The sequence below is a fragment of the Micromonospora chaiyaphumensis genome, from assembly GCF_900091435.1.
Classification (GTDB): Bacteria; Actinomycetota; Actinomycetes; order Mycobacteriales; family Micromonosporaceae; genus Micromonospora; species Micromonospora chaiyaphumensis.
Window position 1 is genome coordinate 493,279 of sequence record NZ_FMCS01000001.1, and the last position, 25,036, is coordinate 518,314.

Sequence of the window (25,036 nt, forward strand, 5' to 3'; positions counted from 1 at the left end):
ATCGACCGACCTCGTTCGGTAGAGTACGGGCGATCGTCGGCGCTGCCCGGTGATCGGAGGGGTGCCCGGGATGACTCGACGCGGCGGACGGCTGACGCGGGTCACGCTGCGTCTCGGCCTGCTGCTCGGCGGGGTCGCGGCGGTCTGGGCCGTCCACGAGGCCGCCTCCGGCAGCGCCGCGCACGCGGCCGAGCGCCCGCCGGCCGCCCCGCTCACCGCCGTCGTCGACCTGCTCACCGCCTCGCTGAGCCCCGTCGTCGACGCGGTGACGCCACCGTCCGCCGCGCCGCCGCCCACGGCCGGCGCCCGACCCGTTCCAGGCCGCGCCGACGCACCGGCGGGCCAGCCGGTCGCCACCCGGCCGGCGGGCCGCACCGCCGCTCCCGCCACCCGGCCCGGATCGGTCCGCGACGGCGGACGGCGACCGGCCGACCGGCGGCCCGCGCCGGACGCCCGCCCCGACGGCCGGCGATCCGCGCCGGATGCCGGCCACGACGGTCGGCGGTCCGGTGCGGCGGGCCGCGACGACACGCGGCGATCGGCCGATCCACGGCGCGCCGCGACCGCGCCGGAGCGGCGAGCTGGCGGCGGCGGGCTCGACAAGGCCCTGACTCCGGTCCGCGCGCGGCTGCTCGACCCGGTGGCCGGGGCACTCCGGCCGGTCACCGACCCGCTGCGCGACGCCGTGCTCGCGCCCGTCGCCGGCGGGCTGCGGCCGGTCACCGACCCGGTGCGGGACCGTGTGCTCGCCCCGGTGGCCGGCGTGCTCGCCCCGGTCACCCGGCCGCTCGGCCCGGCTCTGTCCCCCGTGTGGCGAGCCGTGGAGCCGGTGCGCCGGCCGCTGGATCCGGTCCTTGCGCCGCTGACGCCGGTGAGCGACCTGCTGCACCCGCCCACGGGTCCGGTGACCACGCCACCGCCCGCCACCGACCCACCGGGCAAGCCCGGCGAGCCACCCGGCACCTCGCCACCAGCTGCCGGCCCCGCCGATCGTCCGGCCCCGACCGGGCCGGCCGACGCTCCCGAGGTTCCGGCCCCCGCCGCCGAGCACGCCGCCGCGCCGGACGCGGGCCCGGCCACCAGCGCTCCTTGGGGCGCCTCCCGCGCCGCCCGGCCGGGTCAGGCCGACTCGGGCGAGTCCTCCCGCCCGCGCCCGTCCCGCTCGGACCTGGACCGGATCCCGGTCCGGCCGGCCCCGTCGGGCAACGGGGTGGCCGGGTCGCCGGGCACCGGCCACACCGAGGCGGCCGTCGCCGGCGCCACCACCCCCTGGAACCCGCCCACGCTGGCCGGCCACCGCACCGGCCCGGCCGACGACCCGGCGCCGTCGTCGCGCTGGCCCCGCCCGGGCACCCGGCCCGCCTGACCGGCCCGCGGTAGCAACCCGCCGGCGCGCACGGCGCCCCGGCCTCCATCCCGCGACAGCTGCACGGCCGCTCTCGGCCAGCGCCGAGCCCAGGACCGCTCCCGGCGCCCTTTCACCTACGCGATCGCCCTGGTCACCAGGAGTTTTCATGAGCACAGCCACACCCGTCGTCCGGGCCCGATGGTGCGACATCGGCCGGATCGCCGATCTCGTCGCCGAAGCCCTCTCCCCCACCGCCCTCGCGGCGTGGCTCGTCCCCGACACGCAGCGCCGCACCGCCGTGCTGGCGGCCGTGGCCCGGATCTGGACCGAACACGCGATGCTCTTCGGCGACGCGTTCCTGCTGCACGACGGCACGGCGGCGACCGTCTGGTTCCACCGCTACCGGCCCATCCCGCCGCCGACCCGGTACGCCGACCGCCTGGCCGCGGCCGCCGGCCCCGACGAGGAGCGCTTCCTGCGGCTCGACGAGGCGCTCGCGGCCCGGCGGCCGGCGGAGGCGCACAACCACCTCGCGCTGCTCGCCGCGCCCGGCCCGGCGGCCGCCCGCCGCGCCGCCACGGTGCTCGCCGGGGCGCAGCGGTGGATGGACACGCTGAGCCTGCCGACGTACGCGGAGGCGTTCACCGAGACCGACCGGGACCTGTTCCGCCGGCACGGGTACGCCGACCGGGAGGCCTTCGCGGCACCGGGCGACACCACCACCCACCCGATGTGGCGGCTCTCGCCGTTCTGGGCGGGCCGGTCCGGCGGCAACGGGCGCTGGCCGGTGCGCCGGCTCAGCAGCCCGACCCGCAACGGCCGGGCCACCGGGTGGGCCCTGCGCTGACCAGGATCCGGGCCGGGGCGGGAGACCGCCCCGGCCCGGGTCGGCTCACCGCAGCGGCGGGTTGGCGTACCGCACCAGTTCGAGGGCCTGCTCGTCGAACCACGCGCCGGCGGCCGGATCGGCGATGCCGCCACGCGCCGGGTCCCGACCGGTGCCGGTGCCCCGGTCGCACTGCCCGTCGGACTGGCCGGGCGTCTTCACCCAGAGGAACGCGTCCGCGAGCGGGTCACCGGTGGCCGTGGTGGGACGCAGGCCCAGCCCCCGGTCCGGCGGGTTGCACCAGGTCTGCGGGTCCGGCCAGGTCGTCCCGGCCGGCGGGGTCCACGGCCCCTGCCCGTTGCGGCTGGTGTCCACCACGAAGTGGGCCAGCCGGTCGGCCGGCACGTCGCCGACGTTCTCGGCGTACCAGGCGTCGGTGCGGCCCCAGGTGCTGAAGTCCGCCGGGTCGGCCGGGTAGTACTGGCTGGCGCACCACTCGAAGTGGCCGCGCGCCCACTCGGGACCCTCGGTGCCGTAGTGGACGCACTTGGCGATCCAGTTGCCGTACTTGAGCTGACGTTCGGTGGTCTCGTAGTTGGAGACGTTGAGGAAGAAGCCGTCGGCCCGGCCCACGCCGGCCTTGACCAGCCGGTCGGCCGCGTCGCCGACGCCGAGCCAGGCGCTGTGCGTGCCGTCGAGGTAGACGCTCGTGCGGGGCAGGGCGGCGAGCTTGTCGACGGCGTAGGTGAGCATGGCGAACCGGTCGGCGGCGGCCGTCGCCGGGTCCGCCTCGGCCGGGCGGCACCAGTCCTGGGTGCCGTTGATCGTGGTGTACCAGGGGATGATGCCGAGGCCGTCGGGCTCCAGCATGACGGCCACCTCGTGGCCGCCGATGCCCCGGGCGAAGGCGTCGATCCACTGCTCGTACTCGGCCACGGAGGTGGCGCCGCCGGCCGAGTACTGCGCGCAGTCGCGGAACGGGATGTTGTAGGCCACGAGCACGGGCACGGTCTTCTTGCCGGCCGCCCGGCGAACCTCGGCGTTGACCGTCCGGGTCACGGCGGCGGCGGAGCCGCCGGTCACCCAGACCGCCTGCGGCGTCCGGATCATGGTGCGCAGGCCGGCGGCCTGCCGGTGCTGGCCGGCGGCGGTCAGTTCGGCGATCTGGGCCACCGCCCCGTGGTCGGGCCGGGGCGTGTAGAACCGCACGCCGTCGCGGAGTTCGGCGCCGGCCGGCGCGGGCGCGAGGGGCACCGCCGCGGCGAGGGTGGCGGCGACGGCGGCGACACCGGTCAGGGCGCGCCGCCGGAAGGGAGTCAGGGCCACGTCATTGCTCCTGAAGGGGACGGGGGAACGGGCGATGGGAGCGTTCCCGCAGCTCGTCCGAGCGTGCCCGGCGCAGCCGCGACTGTCAATGTCCCGCGCCGGCCCGGGCGACCGGCGCCGGACCGGATGACGCCGGAGGCCGGTGCCGTCGCCGCAGCTCCGCTAGCCTGCGAGCCGGGCAGGGAACGATTCGGGCGAGGAGTCGGAGGGTATCGGGTGCGGATGTATCAGACCGGTGACCACGACGACGCTTCCGCGACCCCCACCCCGGGGCGCAGGCGTCGACGGCACCGCCTGCTGGTCTTCCTGGCGGTGTTCGCGCTGCTGGCGGGCTCGGGCCTGGTGGCGGGCGGCTACTACTTCGACAGCGTGCCGACCCCCACCGACCTCAAGCTGCCGGAGTCGACCACCGTCTACTACGCCGACGGGCGCACGCCCATGGCGAAGCTGGGCGCGGAGAACCGCACCATCGTCCCGTACGACCAGATGAACGACTCCGCCAAGCAGGCCATCGTGGCGGCCGAGGACCGCACCTTCTGGACCAACAAGGGCGTGGACTTCAAGGGCGTGCTCCGGGCGGCCTGGGCGAACGTCACCGGCGGGCAGCGGCAGGGCGCCTCCACCCTCACCCAGCAGTACGCGCGGGTCGCCGCCGACCTGCGCGGGGTGACCTACTCCCGGAAGCTGCGCGAGGCGGTCGTCGCCTGGAAGCTGGACGACACCTACAGCAAGGAGGAGATCCTCGGCTTCTACCTGAACACCGTCCCGTTCGGGCGGGGCGCCTACGGGATCGAGGCCGCCGCGCAGACCTTCTTCGGCAAGACGGTGCGCCGGGACGCCCCGCCGCAGCAGCAGCTCACCCAGGCCGAGGCCATGGTGCTCTGCGCCATGGTGAAGCAGCCGGAGGCGGACCCGGCCGACCCCGAGGGCTCCCCCGGCTACGACCCCCGGCGCAACGCCCTCGCCAAGCAGAACTCGATCGACCGCTGGAACTACATCCGCGACGGCATGGTGAAGCTCGGTTACCTCACGTCGGAGCAGGCGGCGAACCTGGCGTACCCGGACTCGGTGCGGCCCATCGACCCGAACGCGGGCCGCTCGGGCCTGGACCGGCCGACCGGCCTGGTGGTCAACCACGTGCTCAGCGAGCTGCGGGAGACCGAGCCGTTCCGCGGCAAGCCGGACGAGGTGATCCGCGACGGCGGCTACAAGATCGTCACCACCATCGACAAGCGGGTGCAGGACGCCGCGGAGGCCGCCGCCGACATCCGCCGGGACAGCGCGCCGGAGGCCGTCCGCGGCCAGCCGAAGAACTGGCAGGCCGCGCTCGTCGCGGTGGAGCCCGGCACCGGCCGGGTGCTCGGCTACTACGGCGGCAACAGCGGCTCCGGCGCCGACTACGCCGGCTGGTACCGCGACGAGAACGGCCAGGCCCGCGGGTTCGGCCAGCACCCCCCGGGCTCGTCGTTCAAGGTGTACGACCTGGCCGCCGCCGTCGAGAACGACATCTCGGTGAAGCAGCGGTTCGACTCGCCCGACACCAAGGAGTTCCCCGAGTCGGGGCGCACCAAGGGCAGCGCGGCCGGCCCGATCCGCAACGCCGAGCACGCGCCCTGCCAGCCGAACTGCGCGCTCTGGGAGGCGACCGTCGCCTCGCTGAACGTCACCTACTTCGAGCTGACCGAGAAGCTCGGCACCGCCAAGGTCATCGACATGGCGAAGCGGGCCGGGGTCGAGTCGATGTGGGAAACCGTCAAGGGCAACCCGCAGCCCCAGCGGGTGGACCTGCGGAGCGAGCCCGCCGACGAGGTGGCCCGGCGGTTCTCCACCGAGGTCGGCATCGGCCAGTACGGCATCAGCGTCCAGGACCACGCCAACGGGATGGCGACGTTCGCGGCCGGCGGCAAGCGGGCGGACGCACACTTCGTCCGGTCGGTGACCAAGGGCGACGACAAGGTGTGGGGCGAGCAGCTCAGGACGACCGACCTGGGCCTCGACCAGGAGGCGATCAACCAGCTCGACTGGACGCTGCGCCGGGTCAAGGCGGCCAAGCTGGACAACGACTGGGACTCGGCCGGCAAGACCGGCACCTGGCAGGCCGGGCAGAGCACCACCCAGAACGTGCACACGTGGATGGTCGGCTGGACCGGGGCCCTCGCCTCCGCCGTCTGGCTGGGCACCACCGACGGCAAGCCGCTCAAGACGAAGGACGGCAGCTACGAGGTCTACGGCTCCACCGGGCCCGGGCCGATCTGGCGGCAGTTCATGGCGGACGCGACCGCGGCCATGAAGCTGGACCCGGACAAGTACCAGTTCGCCGAGCCCGCGTTCCCGGACGACGCCCCGGAGACCACCACCCCGTCGCCGCCGCCGGCGACCTCCTCGCCCACGCCGTCCGCCCGGCCGACGCCGACCGAGACCCCGTCCAGTCCGAGCCCCACCCCGAGCAAGCGGCCGACCTCGCTGCCGACCGTCTCTCCCTCGCTCAGCCCGCTGCCGAGCCTGTCGCCGTCGAAGACCAAGCGACCCCGTTGAGCGTCGGGCCGTCGGGGGGCGGTGCGATGATCGACGGCGTGGTGGACCCGACGACGGCGGCGATCGCAACGGCCTGGGCGGCACTGGGCGGCGACCCCGCCGACGTCGCGGCCGTGCGGCCGGCCGGCCCCGACGGCGTGCTGCCGGCCCGGCTGCCGGTGACCGACCTGGCCGTGGCCTGCGTGGCCGCCGCCGGGCTGGCCGCCCTGGAGCTGGCCCGGGCCCGCGGGGCCGCGGCGGACGGCCCGCTGACCGTCGACCGCCGCGCCGTGGCCGTCTCCTTCACCAGCGAGCGGCACCTGCGGGTGGACGGGCAGGCGTTCAGCGGCTTCGCCCCGCTGTCCCGATACTGGCCGGCCGCTGACGGCTGGGTGCGTACCCACGCCAACTACCCGCACCACCGGCGGCGTTTGCTGGCCGCGCTCGACCTCGACCCGGCGCGCCCCGACGACGAGGCGCTGGTGGCGGCCGTGGGCGAGCGGATCGGCGCCCGCCCGGCGGTCGAGCTCGAACAGCGGGTCACGGCGGCCCACGGCCTCGCCGTCGCGGCCCGCAGCCCCGAGGAGTGGGACGCCCACCCACAGGCCGGGGCCGTCGCGGCGGAACCGCTGGTCCGGCTGCGCGCCGACGCCCCGGCGGCGGCCCGCCCGGCGCCGCCCGCGCCACGCGGGCTCCCGGCCGCCGGGGTACGCGTGCTCGACCTGACCCGGGTGATCGCCGGTCCGGTGGCCACCCGGTTCCTCGCCCTGCTCGGCGCCGACGTGCTGCGCGTCGACTCCCCCGGCCTGCCGGAGCTGGAGCCGCAGCACCTGGACACCGACGCCGGCAAGCGCTCCACCCTGCTCGACCTGGGCCGCGACGCCCACCGGGCCCGGTTCGCGGCCCTGGTCGCCGACGCCGACGTGGTGGTCACCGGCTACCGGCCGGGGGCGCTGGACCGGTGGGGACTCGACCCGGAGGCGCTGCGCCGGCACCGCCCCGACCTGGTGGTGGCGCGGCTGTCGGCGTGGGGCGGCACGGGCCCGTGGGCCGGGCGGCGCGGTTTCGACAGCCTCGTGCAGGCCGCCACCGGCATCGCCGAGATCGAGCGGCAGCCGGACGGCGTACCCGGCGTGCTGCCCGCCCAGGCGCTCGACCACGGCGCCGGCTACCTGCTCGCCGCGGCGGTGCTCCGGGCGCTGGCCCGGCGGGCGCGCGACGGAGGCGCCTGGACGGCGGAGCTGTCGCTGGCGCGTACGGCCCGGTGGCTGCGGCACGAGTTGCCGGCCGGTGCGGCCCCGGCGGGCACCCCGCCCGATCCGGCCCCCTGGTGCGCCGAGCGAGACGCCCCCGCGGGCCGCCTCCGGTACGCGCTGCCGCCCCTCACGCTGCCCGGCGGCCGACGCACGTGGGCGACCCCGCCGACGCGCTGGGGCGGCGACCCGCCGGCCTGGCCGGCCCGCTGAGCACGGAGGAGGAACCGATGGCGCAGGAACCGCCGGAGCTGGTGGTGCCCGACGCGGACGCCTGGCGGGACTGGCTCGCCGCCCACCACGACGAGCCGGCGGGCGTGTGGCTGGTGCTGGCCAGGCGGGGCACGACCACACCCACCAGCCTGACCTACGACCAGGCCTTGGACGAGGCGCTGTGCCACGGCTGGATCGACGGCCAGAAGCGGCGCCGGGACGAGGTCACCTTCCAGCAGCGCTTCACCCCGCGCCGGGCGCGCAGCCCCTGGTCCGCGCGGAACGTCGGCATCGTGGCCCGGCTCGTCGAGGAGGGCCGGATGCGGCCGCCCGGGCTCGCGGAGGTGGAGCGCGCCCGGGCCGACGGCCGGTGGGACGCCGCGTACGCCGGGCAGGCCACCGCAGAGGTGCCGGCGGAGCTGACCGCCGCGCTGGCCGGGAACGCCCGCGCCCAGGCCATGTTCGACGTGCTCACGGCCCAGAACCGGTGGTCGATCATCTACCGGCTCGCCAGTCTCAAGCGGGCGGAGACCCGGGCACGGCGGATCACCGAGTTCGTGGACATGCTGGCCCGGGGCGAGACCCCGTACCCGCAGAAGCGCCGGCCCCCCGCGGCGGACTGATCCGCCGGTCAGCCGGCGAGCACGAGCCGGCGCAGCTCGGCGTCGAGGGTGGCCGCGTCCACGCCGCCCGGCCAGCCGCGTAGCAGCGCGCCGCCCTTGGCGACGACCACCACGGCCGGGGGCTCGCGGACCGCGTACGACCGCCAGATGGTGCCGTCGGCGTCGAGCACGACCGGGTACTCGACCCGGTGCTCCCGCAGGTAGCCCTGGACGTCCTCGGGCCGGTCCCCGGTGGCCACCCCGACGAGGACGACCTCGTCCCGGTGGCGGCGGGCCAATTCGCTCAGGGCCGCCTGGCGGTCGGCGCAGAGCGTGCACCAGGAGGTGAAGAAGACGAGCACGACCGGTCGGTCGGCCCACAGGTCGGCGAGGGCGACCGGGCTGCCGTCGGTGAGCGCGCCGGTGACGGCCGGCGCGCCGGGCGCCCCGGCCGGCGCCGGGCGCAGCGCGAGGCCCGCCGGTGCGGGGCCGGGCAGCGCGGCGGCCCCGCCGGCGACCGGCGCCGGCCGGGCGGGCGGCTCGTCCCCGCCCGAGCAGCCGGTCACGGTGAGCGCCGCCGCCAGGGCGACGGCGGCCAGGCGGCCGGCGTACCCCCGGGTCATGACGGCACCACGGCGACCAGCGCCGGGCCCTCGCTGTCGTTCGGGGTGAGGTCGACCGGCGGGTGGCCGTCGACGACCAGCCGGTAGGCGTCCCGCGCGGCCAGGTCGACCGGCACGGCGAACTCGCAGTACGTGGGCACCCGCGGCACCTCCAGGTCCTCGGCGAAGGTCGCCACCGACCGGCCCGGGGCGAGCGCGCCCTCGGCGAGCGTCCGGCCGGCGGTGTCGACCACCCGGAACGGCGACCGGTTGTGGAAGTGGGTGTAGGGGCCGGTGCCGGCGCACTCGACGCCCACCGGCCGGATGTTGATGTCCCGGACGAGCACCCGCACGGTCATCGCCGTCCGGGCCTCCTCGGCGTCACCGCACGCGGTGAGCGCGCCGGTGAGCAGCGACGGCAGCACCAACGCTGCCAGCAGGCGACGCATCTGTCCTCCTGGTCGTCGGGGCGGGTCCGGGGCGGCGCGGCCACGCGGGCCGCACCGCCCCGGTTCGCGGTCAGCCGAGTTGCGCGCGGGGCCGTTCGACCCGGCACTGGCTGGTCACGGTCCGGCTCGGGTCGCTCTCCGAGGTGGCGGTGAGCGTCACCAGGGTGGTCGCGGTCGCGCCGGAGCCGGCGCCGACCGAGACGGCGACCGGGGTGCTGGCCCCGAACTCGGCCGTGGCCAGCTCGTTCGGCAGTTCCACCCGCCAGCCCTGGCCGCCGACGGTGGCCGAGAGCCGGTAGACGTCGGAGCGCAGGTACGCCCCGGCGTCCTCCGGGTGCGGCTGCCCGCCGGCCACGTACGTCCCGGTGTTGGTCAGGTCGAACGTGCAGGTGGCGCCCTTGCCGGTGGGCTTGCCCCGGGTTTCCAGGTGACCCTTGGACAGCGCCACCCCGTGCGTGCTCGGCCCGGCGCCGTCCAGCGACCGGACGGCCACCGTGTACGACAGCACCCCGTCGCCGTCCCGGCGCAGGTTGAGCACGTAGAAGTGCAGCCGGTTGGCCTCGTCCACGTACTCGTACTCGCTGCCGGAGTTGGCCCCGGCGTGGAACAGCGCGTCGGACAGCTGGCGGTAGTCGCCCATGGTGATCTTCTGCGGGGTGCCGTTCGGCTGGTAGAAGTCGACCATGTCGATGTCTTGGGGGTTGGCGTCGACCACCCACACGAACGGTGCGCTGTCGGTGTTCTTCGTCTTGCTGATGAGCACGCCGTCGTCCGGGGTGAACGAGTCCGCGCCCAGCCGGTCGACGACCTCGACCGTGTAGTTGTTGTAGCGGCCGCCGTCGCAGAGCGGGTCGGTCGTGACGCTGCACGCCGGCGAGCGGTCGGTGTTCATGGCGATGTTGAGGCCGGTCAGCCCGCCGGGTCCGGCGTCCACGGCCCGGGCGGTCACGTCGGCGACCACCATCCCCGAGGTGGCCAGCCCCTCCCGGGACAGCCGCAGCACGTGTTCCTCACCGAGCAGGCCGATCTTCAGCTTGTCCCGCAGCATGTGCAGCGAGCCCATCGAGCCGCCGTTGGTCGGTGGGATCTGCCAGCGGGTGTGCGGCCCGCCCGGCCCGTTGAACGACCCGCGCGACATCATGCTCCAGATGCCGGTGTACGCGCGGCGCAACGGCGTGCCGTACGGGTTGTTGTAGTTGTCCCCGATGCTCAGCAGGTGGCTCAGCTCGTGGGCGTACACGCCCTGGCCGGAGCTCTCCGCCTGGGTGGAGGAGCCACCCCCGGCGTTCGGCCAGATGGTCGATGCCGCCTTCCACGAGGTCCACTCGACGTACCGGGTCTTCGCGTAGTTGGGCAGGGCGGGGTCCGGCGGGCCCCACGCGTCCGGCACGTCCTCCTTGGTCTGGAACATCATCTGGCCGAACTCCTGCCAGGTCGACGACTCGTCCTGGCCGGCGGAGAGGATGAAGACCAGCTCGAAGCTGTCGGCCACGGCGTCGCCGACCGCCGCGCGCCAGGCGCCCAGCCCGTCGGTGCGGATGTTCTTCGCGCACGCCTCCCCGGCCGGGCAGGCGCCGGGGTTGAAGCCGTTGTCGATGCCGTACTGGTAGGACTTCGCCGGCATCCGGTAGGGGCCGAAGCCGCTCAGGTCCACCCCGTACCGGCCGTTGGAGTCCTGCATCCAGTACTCGTGCAGGGTGTGTCCCCGGTTGAGGTCGCCCGGCTTGTTCAGGAAGTCGGTGTAGAACCCCGCGACCTGGTCGCGGGGCACGTTCGCGGCGGTCGCCTGCGGGTTGCCGAAGACCGTCGAGCCGGCCGGCTGGGTGATGACGAACGGCTGGTCCACGTAGTCCAGCGTGACCAGTGCGATGTTGAAGTTGCGGACCGAGCCGCGCACGGTCGGGTCGGCCCAGTTCCGGCCCGGCACCTGCCGGTAGTCGTCCCAGGTCATCGTGTCGGGGTTCTGCCAGCGCTGGGGGTCGAGCGGCTGGAACGGGGCGGGCCCGGCCGGCGGGTCGCCCGGTGCGGCGGAGGCCGGCCCGGCAGAGCCGGTCGCGACCAGGACGGTCGTGACGGCGGCCGCCAGCACCGAGCGCCACACCGCACGCCTCGTGGGCAGAAGGCGCATCGAGTCACCTCTCAGGTCGGGGGCGGGTGGGGGCGGGGCGATCAGGAGGCGCTCGCCGTCCGTATTGATCACCCCCGATTCCGACCCTAGGAGCCGGCCGGCGCGGCGGTCACCGTGCAGATGTCGGCAGGTGGACCGGCGACTTCCGACACGTGCAGGACGCTCACGCCGCGGGCACCGGCCCGGTCTCGGCCCGCTCGGCCCGCCGCAGGTCACGGCACAGCCGCTCCTCCAGATCGGGCGGCAGCGGGCCCCGGGGCGGGCGGCACGGGCCGCCGTACCGGCCGGCCAGGCCCATGGCCAGCTTCACCGCCTGCACCCCCTCGGTGCGGGCGCCCCAGCCGAGCAGGGGGTGCAGCCGGGCGTAGAGCGGCAGCGCGGCGGCCAGGTCGCGGGCCGCGCAGAGCCGGTGCAGGCGCAGGCAGAGCCGGGGCAGGGCGTTGGGGCAGCGCGCGAGCCACCCGGCCGCGCCGCACACGGTCAGCTCCAGCAGCACGTCGTCGGCGCCGGCCAGCACGTCGAGGTGCGGGCAGAGGTCGCGCACCCGGTGCAGCCGGCGGACGTCGTCCTCCCGTACCGCCACCACGCCGTCGGTCTCGGCGATCCGGGCCAGCAGGTCCGGCGTGAGGTCCACCGTGGCCTCGGCCGGGTCGCGGCACACCACCACGGGCAGCCCGACGGCGGCCACCTCGCGGTAGTGGGCGACCACCTCGGCGGGGCCGCCCGGGTAGCCGACCGGCGGCGGGGCGAGCACCGCCCGCGCCCCGGCCGACAGCGCCTGCTCGGCCCACTGGCAGGCCTGCCGGCTGCCGTACCCCCCGACGGCCGGCAGCACCGCGCAGCCCGGCGGCGCCGCCTCCACGGCGGCGCGGACCACGTCGGCGCGCTCCCCCTCGGACAGGGCGGGGTACTCCCCCAGCGGCCCGCACGGCGCCACGCCCCGGCAGCCGGCGTCACCGAGCCATCGCACGTGCTCCTGGATCCGGTCGTAGTCGACGGAGAGGTCGTTCCGGAACAGCGTGGGGAGGGCGACGACGACACCCTGCCACGGCGTGGTTGCGGCCACGACGGTGTTCCCTTCTCAGTGGAACCGGCCCCGCACACGTTAGGTGGCGTCCCGGCCCGCGGTCTTCCGACAGATGCCGGAACCGCGCACTGTTACCTTGTACGGCTCTCGCGGGTATTGCGCGCCCGGCCAACATCATCGGAGGGTAGGCCCAGGGGTCCTTACCAGCGAACGTCCGGCCCGCCCCGCGCGGTGAACCCGCCGGGACCCGGGCCGGTCCGGGGGAAGCGCATGCGCATGGAGCTGCAACGCATCGTCGACCGGGTCGCGGCGCGGGTGAAGCGTCCGGCACTCATCGAGGACCGGCGCCAGCGTGTCGTGGTCTACAGCGAACACACCGGGGTGATCGACGGGGTACGCCGCAGCGCGATCCTGCGCCGGCACAACACCCCGGAGATCATCGCCTGGGCCCGGGAGATCGGCGTCATGGAGGCCCGGCAGCCGGTGCGTACCCCGGCCTGCCCCGACCTGGACCTGCTGCCCCGGGTCTGCGTGCCCATCCGGCACCAGGACCTGCTGCTGGGTTTCGTGTGGTTCATCGACGCGGCGGAGGGGATGTCCGACGAGGACATCTCCGTGGTGACCGAGGCGATGCCGGACCTGTCGCTGGCCCTCTACCGGGAGAACCTGCTCGGCGAGCTGACCTCGCAGCGGGAGGCGGAGGCGACCCGTACGCTGCTGGTCGAGTCCCCGGAGGCCCGGCGGGAGGCCGTGCGGTCGTTGCTCACCGACGGCGTGGTGGCCCGCGACGGTGAGGTCAGGGCGGTGGTCGCCCAGCTCGCGACGGCCCGGGACGACGTGCTCGACGACGCGGCCCGGATCGCCCTGGAGCACGCGCTGGTGGCCACCCGCCAGTGGGTCGGATCGCGCGAGACCCTGCACCTGGTCCGGCACGACCACGGGGTGCTGCTGCTCTGTGGCGGCCGGGCCACCGGCCTGGTGGCGGCCGAGGACGCCGCCGCGCACCTCGACCAGGCGTTGCGGGCCGCGACCCGGGGGCTGGTGTCGGTGAGCCGGACCGTGCTCGGCGTCGGGGACGGCCGGCCCCGGCTGTACGACAGCGTCCTGTCCTACCAGGAGGCGTTCCAGGCCGCCCGGGTGGGCGTGCAACTGCCCGCCCTGGGCCCGGTCGTGCCCTGGGCCGACCTGGGCATCTACCGGCTGCTGTCCGGGGTGGACACCCGGCACCTGGACGTCGCGCGGGTGCACCCGGGGCTGGGCCGGCTGCTCGGCGACGAGGCGCACCAGGTGCTGCTGGAGACCCTGGAGGTCTACCTGGACCTGGCCGGCAACGCTCATGCCACCGCCGAACGGCTGCGACTGCACCGGACCACCCTGTACTACCGGCTCCAGCGGGTGGAGCTGCTCGCCGGCACCGACCTCAAGGACGGCAACGAGCGGCTCTGCCTGCACCTGGCGCTGAAGCTGGGCCGGCTCACCGGTGGATACCAGCCGGACCGGTGACCGGGGCGGGGCGACGTCGTCGGCGCCCCGCCCCGGACCCTCCTACAGGCCGGCGGCCACCGCCGCGCTCCGGCCGCCGACCACCGGCAGGGTGATCCGGCTGCGGTCGAAGTGGACGGTGATGTGGGCCCGGTTCTGCTTGGCCCGGCTGCTGTAGCCGGAGTACGAGCCGAGCAGCACCACGCCGATCTGGTGGCCGGCGGCGAAGACGTAGTCCTCGGGGAGCAGGTTCACGTCGACCGCCGTCTTCTGGCCGGGCACCGGCGGCGTGGACACCGACGGCGAGTCGAGGTTGAGGCCGTCGATGATGCCCTTGGTGACCAGCTCCTGCGGGTTGGTCGCGACGGTCTTCTCCGTCTTCCGGTAGCAGGCGTTCTCGGCGAAGCCGCCCCAGGTCGCCGTCGCGCCCCAGCAGTCCTCCTCGGTCAGCGTCCGGATGCCGTCGCCGCTGGTGCTGAACCGCGGGCGGGTGCCGTAGTCGACGAGGAGCCCGGCGAAGCTGGTGTCCTCGCCGTCGACGGTCGCGTTGATCTTCACGACCGGCGTGCCCGAGATGTGCAGCGGCGCCGTCAGCGGCGCGGACAGGAACACCAGGCGGTTCTCGGTGTTCGCCGCCGGGTCAGACGGGTGCCGGATGGCGTTGGCGGCGCTCATGGTGGGGGTGTCCTGGAAGGTCGCCGACCCGTTTCCGGGGCCGGAGCGGACGCCGAGCCCACCGGCGTTCCCGGTCGTCGGCGCCCGGAGGAACACCTGGGTCGGCCGGGCGTCCGGCAGCGGCCAGGTGCGAGCGGTCTCCCAGACGTCCGGCGCCCGCTCGATGTCGACGGCCGGCTCGCGCATGATCCCGGTGTCGAGGCCCTGGAGCCACTGGTCGAACCAGCGGTGCAGGGTGTCCACCCAGGCGCCCCGCCGGAAGTCGAACGGGTCGACGTGGCCGGTGCCGGTCAGCCAGAGCTTGCGCGGCACGCCCTGCTCGCCCAGCGCGGTCCACCACTTGCTGAAGTGGTCCGCCCGGACGTTGTCGTCGTTGATGCCGTGCACCACGAAGACGCTGGCCCGGACCCGGTCGGCGTGCGGCACGTAGTCCCGCTCGGCCCAGAAGTCGTTGTAGTCGCCGGTGACGTCGTCGCCGCCCTGCCCGAGGGCGGTCCGCACCGCCGCGCAGTGCGCCCGGCGGGCCGGATTGGTGACCGTGTTGGCGAGGCTGCCCGAGTAGTTGTTGGCCCGGGTGACGAGGCCGTTGCTCCGGGAGTAGTCGTACCAGCTGGAGATCGCCGAGATCGGCACGATGGTGGTCAGCCCCGCCACCCCGTCGGCCGCCGCGGCGTTGGCCAGCGTGCCGTCGTACGACTTGCCGATCATGCCGGTGCGGCCGTTGTGCCAGTCCGCCACGACGGGCCGGCCGGCGGCGTCGACGCCCGGCCGGCGCCCGTTGAGCCAGTCGATGGCGGTCGGCGCGCTGATGTTGTCCGCCCGGCCACCGGTGACCGGGCAGCCGGTCGAGTTGTTGGTGCCGATCATGTCGAGCAGCACCACCGCGTAGCCGCGCGGGACGAAGTAGTTGTCGTAGAACAGCGGCCAGGTGTCGTTCAGCCCGTCGCCGTCGACGTCGGCCTTGCACTCGCTCTCGTTGCCCCGGCAGACCGTCGAGTAGTACGGACTGGCGTCCATCACCACCGGCACCTTGAGCCCGTTCTCGCTGGCCCGGGGCCGGATGATGTCCATGGCCACGACGTCGCGGGCGCCGTCGTCGTCGGTGTCCACGTCCGAGGTCACGAAGATCCGTTCCCGGACCGCGTCGGCGTAGCCGAACACCGGTTGGGTGACGCCGTCCTCGACCACCAGCCGGGCCCGCTCGTCCGCGCCCGGCTGGGCCAGGGCGCCGGTCGCCGGCAGCCCCGTGACGGCGACCACCAGGGCCACCACCGAGGCCCGCCAGGCATGTCTTCCGCTTCGCATGCGCGTGCTCCTCCTCCCCACGCCGGCTGGCGGCGTACACAGGGGACACGCCGCCGCGACGGTCGCCCCGAACCTACGGATCGACGGACGCGGCGGTCATCGGACAGCTGTGGGAGATGGCCGGCCCCGGCTCCTACGCCTGTCGCAGGTCGCCCGGCAACCGCGCAGAGTCGTTGACAGAACACGGTGGGTGGGCACACGATTTGGCCAATCCCTGGCCAGTCGCCCGTTACCGACCCGCTTCGAGGTGATCTCGCGGCACCGGGCCGCCCGCCGCCGCACCGGCACGGCCCGTCGATCCGTCCACCCTCATCCGTTGGTCGCACCGGACCCACGGGGCACCCCGACCTCGATTCCGCCGACCGTCGAAGCCCGCAGTTCCCACCCATGAACGAAAAGGGGCAACGATGCGCATACCCACACCCGGTGCCCGTCGCTGGCCGGCACCCGTCGTCGCGATCGCGGCCGTCTCCGCCCTGCTCCTGGTCAGCCCGGCCGCCGCGGTCACCCCGCCGGCCGAACCGGCCGGCGGCAGCACCGAACTGAACCGCCTGCCCGACGAGGCGGCGAGCGTGGTGGAGGTCCTGCTCGCCGACTCCACCGAGCTGGACCGGCTCGTCGCCACCGGCGTCGACCTCGACCACGACGTCTCCCGCACCGAGGACGGCATCGTCGCGCACGCGGTGGTCACGCCCAGCGAGGCGGCGGCCCTGCGCGCCCGGGGCTACCGGCTCGGCGAGGTCGTCCTCCGGCCCGCGGACTCGGCCGACCGGGTCGAGGAGCGCGCCGCGACGATCGCCGCGCACGCCGCGGAGAACCGCGCCTTCACCGCGGCCCTGGCCACCTCCGACGCCGCGGACGTGCGGATCATCCGCGCCGACTACTACACCTCCGGCACCAACCAGATCCTCTCCGTCGAGGCGAAGTGGGCCCAGGGCCAGACGTCGACCAGCACGCTCACCGTGCAGCGGGACAGCGGCCCCGGCACCGAGATCGGCTCGGGCGGCAGCCAGACCATCTCCCGCTTCGTGGACGCCGGCGTCTACCTCTACCACCGGGGCGCGGCGACGGTGACCGCCCGGCCGGACCGGATCCGGATCACCAGCCCCACGGGCGACGTCGCGGAGGCGCGGGTCACGGAGTGGCTGCCGACCCCGGCCGACGACCCGGAGGGCCCGGGCTACCAGAAGGACTTCGTCACGAGCTACCTGACGCCCACCGACCTGTACGCCCGGATCCACCAGCTCGCCGCCGAGTTCCCCGACCTGGCCGAGGTCGTCGAACTGCCGTACAAGACGAACGGCTACCGCCGCAAGGCGCAGGCGGTGCTCGGCACCGCGAACGCCGGCCGGGTCGCGGTCGACACGCTGGCCTGGGGCCACGAGGGCGGCAACGGCATCTCCGTCGAGCTGGCCGACCCGGGCGCCGCGAGCCGGCCGCTCACGGTGACGGTGACCGGCCGGGACATCCGGGTCGGCCTGGCGACCGACGCCGCCGGCACGGTGACCAGCACCGCCGCGCAGGTCGTCGCCGCGCTCAACGCCGGCGCCGGCTCGCTCGTCCGGGCGTACACCTATCGCGGCAACGCGGGCGCGGGCGTGGTGGCGCCGGCCGCGCGGACCGTGCTCACCGACGGCCTGCGGGCACCCGCGACCGTCTCCCGCGAACCGCACCCGGTGTACGCGATCCGGATCGGCAAGCACCGCGACGGCTCCCGGCCGGGCGTCCTCGCGTACGCCCAGGAGCACGCCCGTGAGTGGGTGCCGCCGCTGGTCGCCGTGGAGAGCGCCGAGCGACTGCTGCGCAACTACGGCCACGACGGCCGGACCAAGCAACTGGTCAACAACCTGGACATCTGGATCGCCCCGTCGGTCAACCCGGACGGCGGCCACTACTCGTTCTACGACTTCGCCTCGCAGCGGCGGAACATGACCAACCACTGCCCGCTGACCGGCGCGGCCGACGCCCTGGCGCGCAACTCGTGGGGCGTCGACAACAACCGCAACTACACCGAGTACAGCCTGTTCGACGGCTACTCGGGCGCGTCGAGCAGCTGCACCGGCGACACCTACGCCGGGCCGAGCGAGCTGTCCGAGCCGGAGAACAGGAACCTGGACTGGCTGGCCCAGCACGAGAACATCAGGTTCTCGATGAACCTGCACTCCTCGGGCAACTACTTCATGTGGTCGCCGGGGGCGTACGCCGTCCCGGGCCGGGTCTCCGCGCCCCGTCCCACCCTCGACCAGGAGTCGTTCTTCTGGGGCGCCTCGTCGCGGATCCTCACTGCCATCAAGCGGCACCGCAACATGGCCGTGACGCCGGCCCGCACCGGCCCGATCTCCGACGTGCTCTACTCGGCGGCCGGCAACTCCGGCGACATGCTCTGGTACAAGTACGGCATCTACGCCTGGAACTTCGAGGTCGGCACGTCGTTCCAGCCGGACTGGGACGAGGCGCACCAGGAGACGATGGAGTTCGCCAACGGCCTGGTCGAGCTGATGCGGGTGGCCCGGGACCTCGACACCGACCACCAGCGGCCGACGAGCGGCCTGTCGACCACCCCGGGCGACACGCCGGGCATGGTGGACGTGACGTTCACGGTGAGCGAGCCCGCCGCGGTCTTCTACACCCTCGACGGCGCGGCGCCCACCTACGCGTCCACCCGGTACGGCTCCGCGGGCATCCGGGAGGGCGGGGAGACGCTGACCCTGCCCGTCGGGACCCGGATCCACTGGTTCTCGGTGGACGCCGCCGGCAACGTGGAGAACAACTACCGTCCCGACGGCAACGGGCGGAACTTCCGCAAGGCCACGGTCGGGGGCTGAGCACGCGGACGCCGGGCACGGGGTGGACCCCGTGCCCGGCGTCGCGGGCGCGGCGGACCGAGACGAGGATCAATGTGCGCCATGAGCACACTGCGGCAATCGCCACGGATCGGGCGCGGGCCCGTTCACCGTCGCGAACATTCGCCCTGATCAGGGGCTATTGAAGATCATGGCTTCCTGAATGCGCGGTGACGACGCGACGACCGGGGGGAGTCGGTTGCCCGGGTCACCCATTGATCCCGGCCCGGGCCCGTGTGATTGTGCCCCCAGCGAGTCGCCGACCCCCGGCGGCTCACGACGGTCGATCTGTCGAACCGGGGCCACGCCGGCAGCCTCGGAGATCGGCCGCCACCCGCCTCGCCACATCGCGCCGCCCGTCCCCACCGGGCTCCGTGCGGCGCGCCTAGGAACAGGAGCGAACCCCCTTGAAGCTCTCACCTCGCCTCGTCGCGCTCTCCGGCGCGGCGGCGGCCGGTCTGATCGCCGCCGGCACCGCTGCGGCCGTGCAGGCCGCGCCACCCGGCCCCGCCGCCCCCGACGCCGCCCAGGCCCGCGCGATCGCCGCCGACTCGGCCCGTGCGCTGGTCGCCAACCGGCCCGCCTACCTGCACGCGAGCGCGGACGACGCCTTCGTGCAGAAGGCCGTCATCTCCTCCGAGGGCACCCAGTACGTGCCCTACGAGCGCACCTACAAGGGCCTGCCCGTGGTCGGCGGCGACTTCGTGCTGGCCACCGACACGGCCGGCAACCTGAAGTACGCCTCCGTCGCCCAGCAGCAGGCCATCGGCAGCCTCGCCACCACGCCCAAGCTGACCTCGGCCGCCGCCGCGAAGACCGCGCGCGCCCAGCTCACGAAGGTCACCGCCGTCGAGGGCACCAACCTGGTCGTCTACACCCTCGGCGCCAAGCCGGCGCTGGCCTGGGAGACCACGGTGCGCGGCACGGGCGCCGAGGGCCCGAGCCGGCTCACGGTCGACGTCGACGCCGTCAGCGGCGCGGTGCTGCGCACGCAGGAGCACGTCGTGCACGGCACCGGCACCGGCGCGTGGAACGGGCCCAGCCCGCTGACCTTGAACACCACGCAGTCCGGCACCACGTACTCCATGAAGGACCCGACCGTCACCAACCTGAGCTGCCAGGACGCCGCGACCAACACGACGTTCAGCGGCTCCGACGACGTGTGGGGCAACGGCACCGCCACCAACCGGGAGACCGGCTGCGTCGACGCGCTGTTCGCCGCGCAGACCGAGCACAAGATGCTCGCCCAGTGGCTGGGCCGCAACGGGGCCGACGGCAACGGCGGCTACTGGCCGATCCGGGTGGGTCTGAACGACCAGAACGCCTACTACGACGGCACCCAGGTCCAGATCGGCAAGAACACCTCGGGCCAGTGGATCGGCTCGCTCGACGTGGTGGCCCACGAGATCGGCCACGGCATCGACGACCACACGCCGGGTGGCATCTCCGGCGGCGGCACCCAGGAGTTCGTCGCCGACACCTTCGGCGCGGCCACCGAGTGGTTCGCCGACGAGCCGTCCACCTACGACGCTCCCGACTTCCTGGTCGGCGAGAAGGTCAACCTGGTGGGCAGCGGCCCGATCCGCAACATGTACAACCCGTCGGCGCTCGGCGACCCGAACTGCTACTCCAGCAGCATCCCCGGCACCGAGGTGCACGCCGCGGCGGGCCCGGGCAACCACTGGTTCTACCTGCTGGCCAACGGCAGCAGCCCGACCAACGGGCAGCCGGCCAGCTCCACCTGCAACGGCAGCAGCGTCACCGGCCTGGGCATCCAGAAGGCCATGAAGATCATGTACAACGCCATGCTGCTGAAGACCTCGTCCTCGTCGTACCTGAAGTACCGGGTCTGGACGCTGCAGGCGGCGAAGAACCTCTACCCGACCAGCTGCACCGAGTTCGACGCGGTCAAGGCCGCCTGGAACGCGATCAGCGTGCCGGCGCAGACCGGTGAGGCGACCTGCACGGGCGGCACCCCGACGCCGACCCCGACCACCACGACCACCCCGCCGTCGGGCAGCTGCACCGGCCAGAAGCTGGCCAACCCCGGCTTCGAGTCGGGCAACGTGAGCTGGACCGCCTCCTCCGGCGTCATCACCAACTCCAGCAGCCAGGCGGCGCACGGCGGCTCCTACAAGGCGTGGCTCGACGGCTACGGCTCGACCCACACCGACACCCTCACGCAGTCGGTGACGATCCCCGCCGGCTGCCGGGCGACGCTGAGCTTCTGGCTGCACATCGACAGCGCGGAGTCGACCACGACCACCGCCTACGACAAGCTGACCGTGAAGGCGGGCAGCACGACCCTGGCCACCTACTCCAACCTCAACAAGGCCACCGGCTACGTGCAGCGGTCCTTCGACATCTCGTCGCTGGCCGGCACGACCGCCACCATCTCGTTCAGCGGCGTGGAGGACAGCTCCCTGCAGACCTCCTTCGTCGTCGACGACACCGCGGTCACGCTGAGCTGACCCCACCGGAGCGGCCGGCCGTCGTCCTCCCGACGGCCGGCCGCTTCGTCGTTTCCGCCGGGGGGCGGTGCGGGCCCGGTCAGGCCGGGCGGGGCGCGCCGGACCCGGCGCCGTCGCGGCGGATGCGGGCCGCGACGCCCTCCATGGCCCGGCTGAAGCGCTCCATGTCCCGCGCGGACTGCTCGGGCAGGGCACCGAGCCGCGCGGCGAGGGCGTCCACGTCGGCCCGGGCCGAGGCGCTCACCCGGGCGTCCAGCTCGGTGAGGGCGGCGTTCACGGCCGCCACGACGTGCCCGCACAGGGTGTCCAGGGGCTCCCCGGCCAGCTCCGGGGCGACGGTGACGGACTCCAGCCGGCCACCCTGGACGGCGACGGCCCGGACCCGGCCGCCGGCCGCGCCGCCCTCGGCCCGGAGCAGCTCGTCCGGCGCGCCGTCGGCGTGCTCGGCGGCCCGGGACCGCATCGCGGACAGCGCCTGCTGCGTCCTGGTCAGCAGCTCGTCGAGGCTCGCGGCCGCGGAGAACGAATCGTTGGTCATATCCGCGCTTTCTTCACGTCTTTCCGAGCACCGTGACGATAGCAACCGGCGCCAACGCCGAACGCCCGGCCAGGAACCCCGGCCGGGCGTTTCGTGGTGCGGAGCACCGGTGTGGCGTCAGCGGAGGCGCAGGCGCTGGCCCGGGAAGATGAGGCCCGGATTGCCGCCGACCACGCTCCTGTTGCGCTCGTACAGGGCGTGCCAACCGCCGGCGACGTGCCTCGCGGCGGCGATCTCGGAGAGGGTGTCCCCGGGCCGGACCAGGTAGCTGCCGGCGCCGCCGGTGCTCGGCGCGGCGCGCCGGTCGCCGCGGGTGTTCGGCCGGTAGCCGCGCGACGACCCCTCCGAGGTGGCCTTCCTGGTGGACTTTCTCGGGCTCTTCGTGGACTTCTTCGCGCCCGAGTCCTTGCTGGCGTACTTCTTGGTGGAGCCGCCCTTCTTGCCGCAGACCGGCCAGGCGCCGAAGCCCTGCCCGTCGAGGACCTTCTCGGCGATGGCGATCTGCTCGCTGCGGCTGGCCAGGTCGGCCCGGCTGGCGTACTTCTGGCCGCCGTAGCCGTTCCAGGTGCTCCGGGAGAACTGGAGCCCGCCGTAGTAGCCGTTGCCGGTGTTGATGTGCCAGTTGCCGCCGGACTCGCACTGGGCGACGGCGTCCCAGTTGACGCCGGCGGCGCTGGCCGGCGCGGCCGGGCCGAGAAGGGCGGCGGCGCCGGTGGCCGCGCCGACGACGAGCGCTCCGACGGCGGTGCGACGCGGCGCGGTCCGTCGGTGACGGGCGACGTGATCAGTTGCCATGTGGGTTTCCTCCACGCCGACGAGGTGAGCTGTCGGGTTCGGGCCGAGGAGCCCGGCCGCCGGAGGCGGCTTCACCCCGAGGTGTCGTGCACCGAGGAACGTGTGGGTCCCCCGCTCCCGCCGAGGTCCAGGTACCACCGGGCCGGCGGCGGGATTAGGCGTTGCCGGGCCGTGGTGTCCGCGATCGCGAACGGAATAGACGTTAGGAACGTTTTGCGACGAACGCCCACTTCTTGTGAAGTTCTTCACCCGGCCGAGCGAAGGCCACACCGTTCGAGTTGCGCACTGTCCGAAGAGGGCTTATCGGACAGTCTGCCGGTGGCGCCCACCCACCGAAGAGGACGTCGGCCACGCCGCCCTCGGCGCCGGGCAGCCAGGAAGCCAGCAGCGCAGTCCACATGCCCGCAGGCATCGACTGTGAGCAATCCTTGCCGGTTCCGGAACCGCCGGGCGGGCCGGCGCCGGCGGGGGCTACGGTGGCAGGGTTCCCGCAAGATCGGCAAGAGGTGGCGAGGATGAGCGACCACGGACACGAGCTGGCCTTCGGCGGCTTCCTCACCCCCAGCGCCGGGCGGCCCGATCAGGTGGTGGCGCGGGCCAAGCTCTGCGAGCAGGTCGGCCTGGACCTGGTGACCTTCCAGGACCACCCGTACCAGCCCGGGTTCCTGGACACCTGGACGCTCATGTCCTTCGTGGCCGCCGCCACCAGCCGCATCACGCTCGCCGGCAACGTGCTCAACCTGCCACTGCGCCAGCCCGTGGTGCTGGCCCGCAGCGTCGCCAGCCTGGACCTGCTCACCGGCGGCCGGGTCGAGCTGGGGCTGGGCGCCGGCGCCTTCTGGGAGGCCATCGAGGCGGTCGGCGGCCGGCGGCTCTCCCCCGGCGCGGCCGTGGACGCCCTCGACGAGGGGATCCGGGTGATCCGCGAGGTCTGGGACACCGACCGGCGCGGGATGGTCCGGGTCGAGGGCGAGCACTACCGGGTGGTCGGGGCGAAGCGCGGGCCGGCCCCGGCGCACCCGGTGCGGGTCTGGGTCGGCGCGTACAAGCCGCGGATGCTGCGGCTGGTCGGCCGCGCGGCGGACGGCTGGCTGCCCTCGCTGGCGTACCTGCCCAAGGGGCCGGCGGAGCTGCCGGCGCTGAACGCGGTGATCGACGAGGCCGCCGCCGAGGGCGGACGGGATCCCGGCGCGGTGCGCCGGCTGCTCAACGTCACGGGCAGCTTCTCGCGGTCGTCGGGCGGCTTCCTGGACGGCCCGCCGGAGCAGTGGGTGGAGGAGCTGGCCGGGCTGGCGCTGGACCACGGCATCGCCACGTTCATCCTCGGCAGCGACGAGCCGCGGGCCGTGCAGCTCTTCGCGCAGGAGGTGGCGCCCGCGGTGCGCGAGCTGGTCGCCGCCGAGCGCACCACGCCGGGTAGCCGCGCCCGCGCCGTCGAGGAGCAGCTGGCCGCCGTCGAGGCCGGCGGGTCGACCGCCCTCGCGGTCACCCCGACGCCCGATCCGGGGGTACGGCTGAGCCCGCGCCGGCCCTGGGACGAGTCCACCCGGCCCGTGGCGCCGCCGGCACCGGCCGGGCACGTCTACACGCCCCGCGGGCAGGCCGCCGGGCAGCACCTGGTGGATGTGCACGATCACCTGCGCCAGGAGCTCGCCCAGGTGCGTGACCTGCTGGAACAGGTCAAGCGCGGCGCCGTCGCGCCGGGCGCCGCCCGGGCCGTGCTGAACGAGATGACCATGCGGCAGAACAACTGGACGCTGGGGGCCTACTGCGCGGCGTACTGCACGGTCGTGACCCAGCACCACGGCCTCGAGGACAACTCGATCTTCCCGCACCTGCGGCAGGCGGACGCCGGGCTGGCGGCGGTGCTGGACCGCCTCGAGGAGGAGCACGTGGTGATCCACGGGGTGGTGGAGAGCGTGGACCGCGCGCTGGTGGACCTCATCCGCGAGCCGGGCGACTTCACCGCGCTTCAGGCGGCCGTGGACCTGCTCACCGACACCCTGCTGTCGCACCTGTCGTACGAGGAGCGGGAAATCGTCGAGCCGCTCGCCCGGCACGGCTTCTACGCCGGCCAGCTCTGAGCGCGGATATTCCCGGCTGGGGAGTGACGTAGCTGGCTTTGGGTTTCCTACGTCAGCCGGTGTAGCGTCGGTCCCATGACGGACTTCCTCGCGCGGCGCGACTCCTGGTCCACCGCCAACTGCTCGATCGCCGGTGCGCTCGACGTGGTCGGCAACCGCACCACGCTGCTCCTGCTGCGCGAGGCGTCGTTCGGCACCCGCCGCTTCGACGACTTCGCCCGCCGCGTCGGCGTCAGCGAGCCGGTGGCCGCCGCCCGGCTGAAGCAGCTCGTCGCCGACGGGCTGCTCGATCGGCGGCCCTACCGGGAGCCGGGCCAGCGCACCCGCGACGAGTACGTCCTGACCGCCAAGGGCCGGGACCTGCTGCCCGTGCTCGCCGCCCTGCGCGAGTGGGGCGACACGTACGCCGTCGAGGAGCCGTCGGTCCGGCTGGCCCACCACGACTGCGGCGCGGCGGTGCACGTGGCGCTGCGCTGCGCGGCCGGCCACGACGTGCCCGCCGGCCAGGTGGACCTGCTGCCCGGGCCGGGCCTGCTGCCGTCCTGACGACCCACC

18 protein-coding genes and 1 riboswitch are annotated in these 25,036 nt (G+C 74.5%); of the genes, 10 read left to right on the top strand and 8 right to left on the bottom strand.

Going from position 1 to position 25,036, the window contains the following annotated elements:
- Window positions 1-70 precede the first annotated feature (70 nt).
- Together GA0070214_RS02430 and GA0070214_RS02435 are read left to right on the top strand one after the other, a co-directional pair.
- Window positions 71-1,366: a hypothetical protein gene (locus GA0070214_RS02430; protein WP_091258505.1), complete on the top strand. Its 1,296-nt coding sequence runs from the start codon at window positions 71-73 to the stop codon at window positions 1,364-1,366.
- 148 nt (window positions 1,367-1,514) lie between these two features.
- Window positions 1,515-2,195 carry a hypothetical protein gene (locus GA0070214_RS02435; RefSeq protein WP_091258508.1) on the top strand — a complete coding sequence of 227 codons (681 nt, stop codon included), beginning with the start codon at window positions 1,515-1,517 and terminating at the stop codon, window positions 2,193-2,195.
- 45 nt (window positions 2,196-2,240) lie between these two features.
- On the opposite strand, the gene GA0070214_RS02440 is transcribed toward GA0070214_RS02435, so the two are convergent.
- Window positions 2,241-3,500, bottom strand: coding sequence for a glycoside hydrolase family 6 protein (locus GA0070214_RS02440; RefSeq protein WP_377463505.1), 1,260 nt, complete (start codon window positions 3,498-3,500; stop codon window positions 2,241-2,243).
- Window positions 3,501-3,722: 222 nt separating this feature from the next.
- Here GA0070214_RS02440 and GA0070214_RS02445 point away from each other — a divergent pair, with 222 nt between their 5' ends.
- From GA0070214_RS02445 to GA0070214_RS02455, 3 genes are read left to right on the top strand one after another with little or no spacing between them, the layout of a single operon-like run.
- A complete protein-coding gene (locus GA0070214_RS02445; RefSeq protein ID WP_091258510.1) occupies window positions 3,723-6,035 on the top strand; it encodes a transglycosylase domain-containing protein in 2,313 nt (770 codons plus the stop codon).
- Window positions 6,036-6,061: 26 nt separating this feature from the next.
- Window positions 6,062-7,480, top strand: coding sequence for a CoA transferase (locus tag GA0070214_RS02450; RefSeq protein WP_091258512.1), 1,419 nt, complete (start codon window positions 6,062-6,064; stop codon window positions 7,478-7,480).
- Window positions 7,481-7,497: 17 nt separating this feature from the next.
- The gene (locus tag GA0070214_RS02455; protein ID WP_091259834.1) at window positions 7,498-8,103 is read left to right on the top strand and encodes a YdeI/OmpD-associated family protein; all 606 of its coding nucleotides are present in this window, start codon (window positions 7,498-7,500) and stop codon (window positions 8,101-8,103) included.
- 8 nt (window positions 8,104-8,111) lie between these two features.
- Here the strand turns inward: GA0070214_RS02455 and GA0070214_RS02460 are convergent, their stop codons facing one another.
- From GA0070214_RS02460 to GA0070214_RS02475, 4 genes are all read right to left on the bottom strand, one after another.
- A complete protein-coding gene (locus GA0070214_RS02460) occupies window positions 8,112-8,705 on the bottom strand; it encodes a TlpA family protein disulfide reductase (protein WP_091258515.1) in 594 nt (197 codons plus the stop codon).
- On the bottom strand, window positions 8,702-9,133 hold the full coding sequence (locus tag GA0070214_RS02465; RefSeq protein ID WP_091258516.1) for a hypothetical protein: 432 nt from the start codon (window positions 9,131-9,133) through the stop codon (window positions 8,702-8,704). The genes GA0070214_RS02460 and GA0070214_RS02465 overlap by 4 nt, the downstream gene beginning before the upstream one ends.
- A 70-nt stretch (window positions 9,134-9,203) precedes the next feature.
- Window positions 9,204-11,261 carry a M6 family metalloprotease domain-containing protein gene (locus GA0070214_RS02470; protein WP_091258518.1) on the bottom strand — a complete coding sequence of 686 codons (2,058 nt, stop codon included), beginning with the start codon at window positions 11,259-11,261 and terminating at the stop codon, window positions 9,204-9,206.
- A 163-nt stretch (window positions 11,262-11,424) separates the two neighbouring features.
- Entirely contained in the window at window positions 11,425-12,327 is a 903-nt protein-coding gene (locus GA0070214_RS02475) for a dihydrodipicolinate synthase family protein (protein ID WP_091258520.1), read from the bottom strand.
- A gap of 237 nt (window positions 12,328-12,564) precedes the next feature.
- On the opposite strand from GA0070214_RS02475, the gene GA0070214_RS02480 reads away from it, so the two are divergent.
- Window positions 12,565-13,791: a PucR family transcriptional regulator gene (locus GA0070214_RS02480; protein ID WP_091258522.1), complete on the top strand. Its 1,227-nt coding sequence runs from the start codon at window positions 12,565-12,567 to the stop codon at window positions 13,789-13,791.
- Between the two features lie 42 nt (window positions 13,792-13,833).
- Here the strand turns inward: GA0070214_RS02480 and GA0070214_RS02485 are convergent, their stop codons facing one another.
- Window positions 13,834-15,750 carry a CocE/NonD family hydrolase gene (locus tag GA0070214_RS02485; protein WP_091258524.1) on the bottom strand — a complete coding sequence of 639 codons (1,917 nt, stop codon included), beginning with the start codon at window positions 15,748-15,750 and terminating at the stop codon, window positions 13,834-13,836.
- 407 nt (window positions 15,751-16,157) lie between these two features.
- On the opposite strand from GA0070214_RS02485, the gene GA0070214_RS02490 reads away from it, so the two are divergent.
- Together GA0070214_RS02490 and GA0070214_RS02495 are read left to right on the top strand one after the other, a co-directional pair.
- Window positions 16,158-18,575, top strand: coding sequence for a M14 family metallopeptidase (locus GA0070214_RS02490; RefSeq protein WP_091258527.1), 2,418 nt, complete (start codon window positions 16,158-16,160; stop codon window positions 18,573-18,575).
- A 425-nt stretch (window positions 18,576-19,000) separates the two neighbouring features.
- Window positions 19,001-21,064 (top strand): M4 family metallopeptidase, encoded by a 2,064-nt coding sequence (locus GA0070214_RS02495; protein ID WP_091258528.1) that lies wholly within the window; start codon window positions 19,001-19,003, stop codon window positions 21,062-21,064.
- A gap of 79 nt (window positions 21,065-21,143) precedes the next feature.
- On the opposite strand, the gene GA0070214_RS02500 is transcribed toward GA0070214_RS02495, so the two are convergent.
- Window positions 21,144-21,602 carry a YbaB/EbfC family nucleoid-associated protein gene (locus GA0070214_RS02500; protein ID WP_091258530.1) on the bottom strand — a complete coding sequence of 153 codons (459 nt, stop codon included), beginning with the start codon at window positions 21,600-21,602 and terminating at the stop codon, window positions 21,144-21,146.
- Between the two features lie 117 nt (window positions 21,603-21,719).
- On the bottom strand, window positions 21,720-22,397 hold the full coding sequence (locus GA0070214_RS02505; RefSeq protein ID WP_091258532.1) for a LysM peptidoglycan-binding domain-containing protein: 678 nt from the start codon (window positions 22,395-22,397) through the stop codon (window positions 21,720-21,722).
- A riboswitch (cyclic di-AMP (ydaO/yuaA leader) is annotated at window positions 22,397-22,568 on the bottom strand. It overlaps the preceding gene by 1 nt.
- A gap of 344 nt (window positions 22,569-22,912) precedes the next feature.
- Between GA0070214_RS02505 and GA0070214_RS02510 the strand changes: the two genes are divergently transcribed.
- A complete protein-coding gene (locus tag GA0070214_RS02510; RefSeq protein ID WP_091258534.1) occupies window positions 22,913-24,481 on the top strand; it encodes an LLM class flavin-dependent oxidoreductase in 1,569 nt (522 codons plus the stop codon).
- Window positions 24,482-24,556: 75 nt separating this feature from the next.
- The gene (locus GA0070214_RS02515; RefSeq protein WP_091258536.1) at window positions 24,557-25,027 is read left to right on the top strand and encodes a winged helix-turn-helix transcriptional regulator; all 471 of its coding nucleotides are present in this window, start codon (window positions 24,557-24,559) and stop codon (window positions 25,025-25,027) included.
- Window positions 25,028-25,036 lie beyond the last annotated feature (9 nt).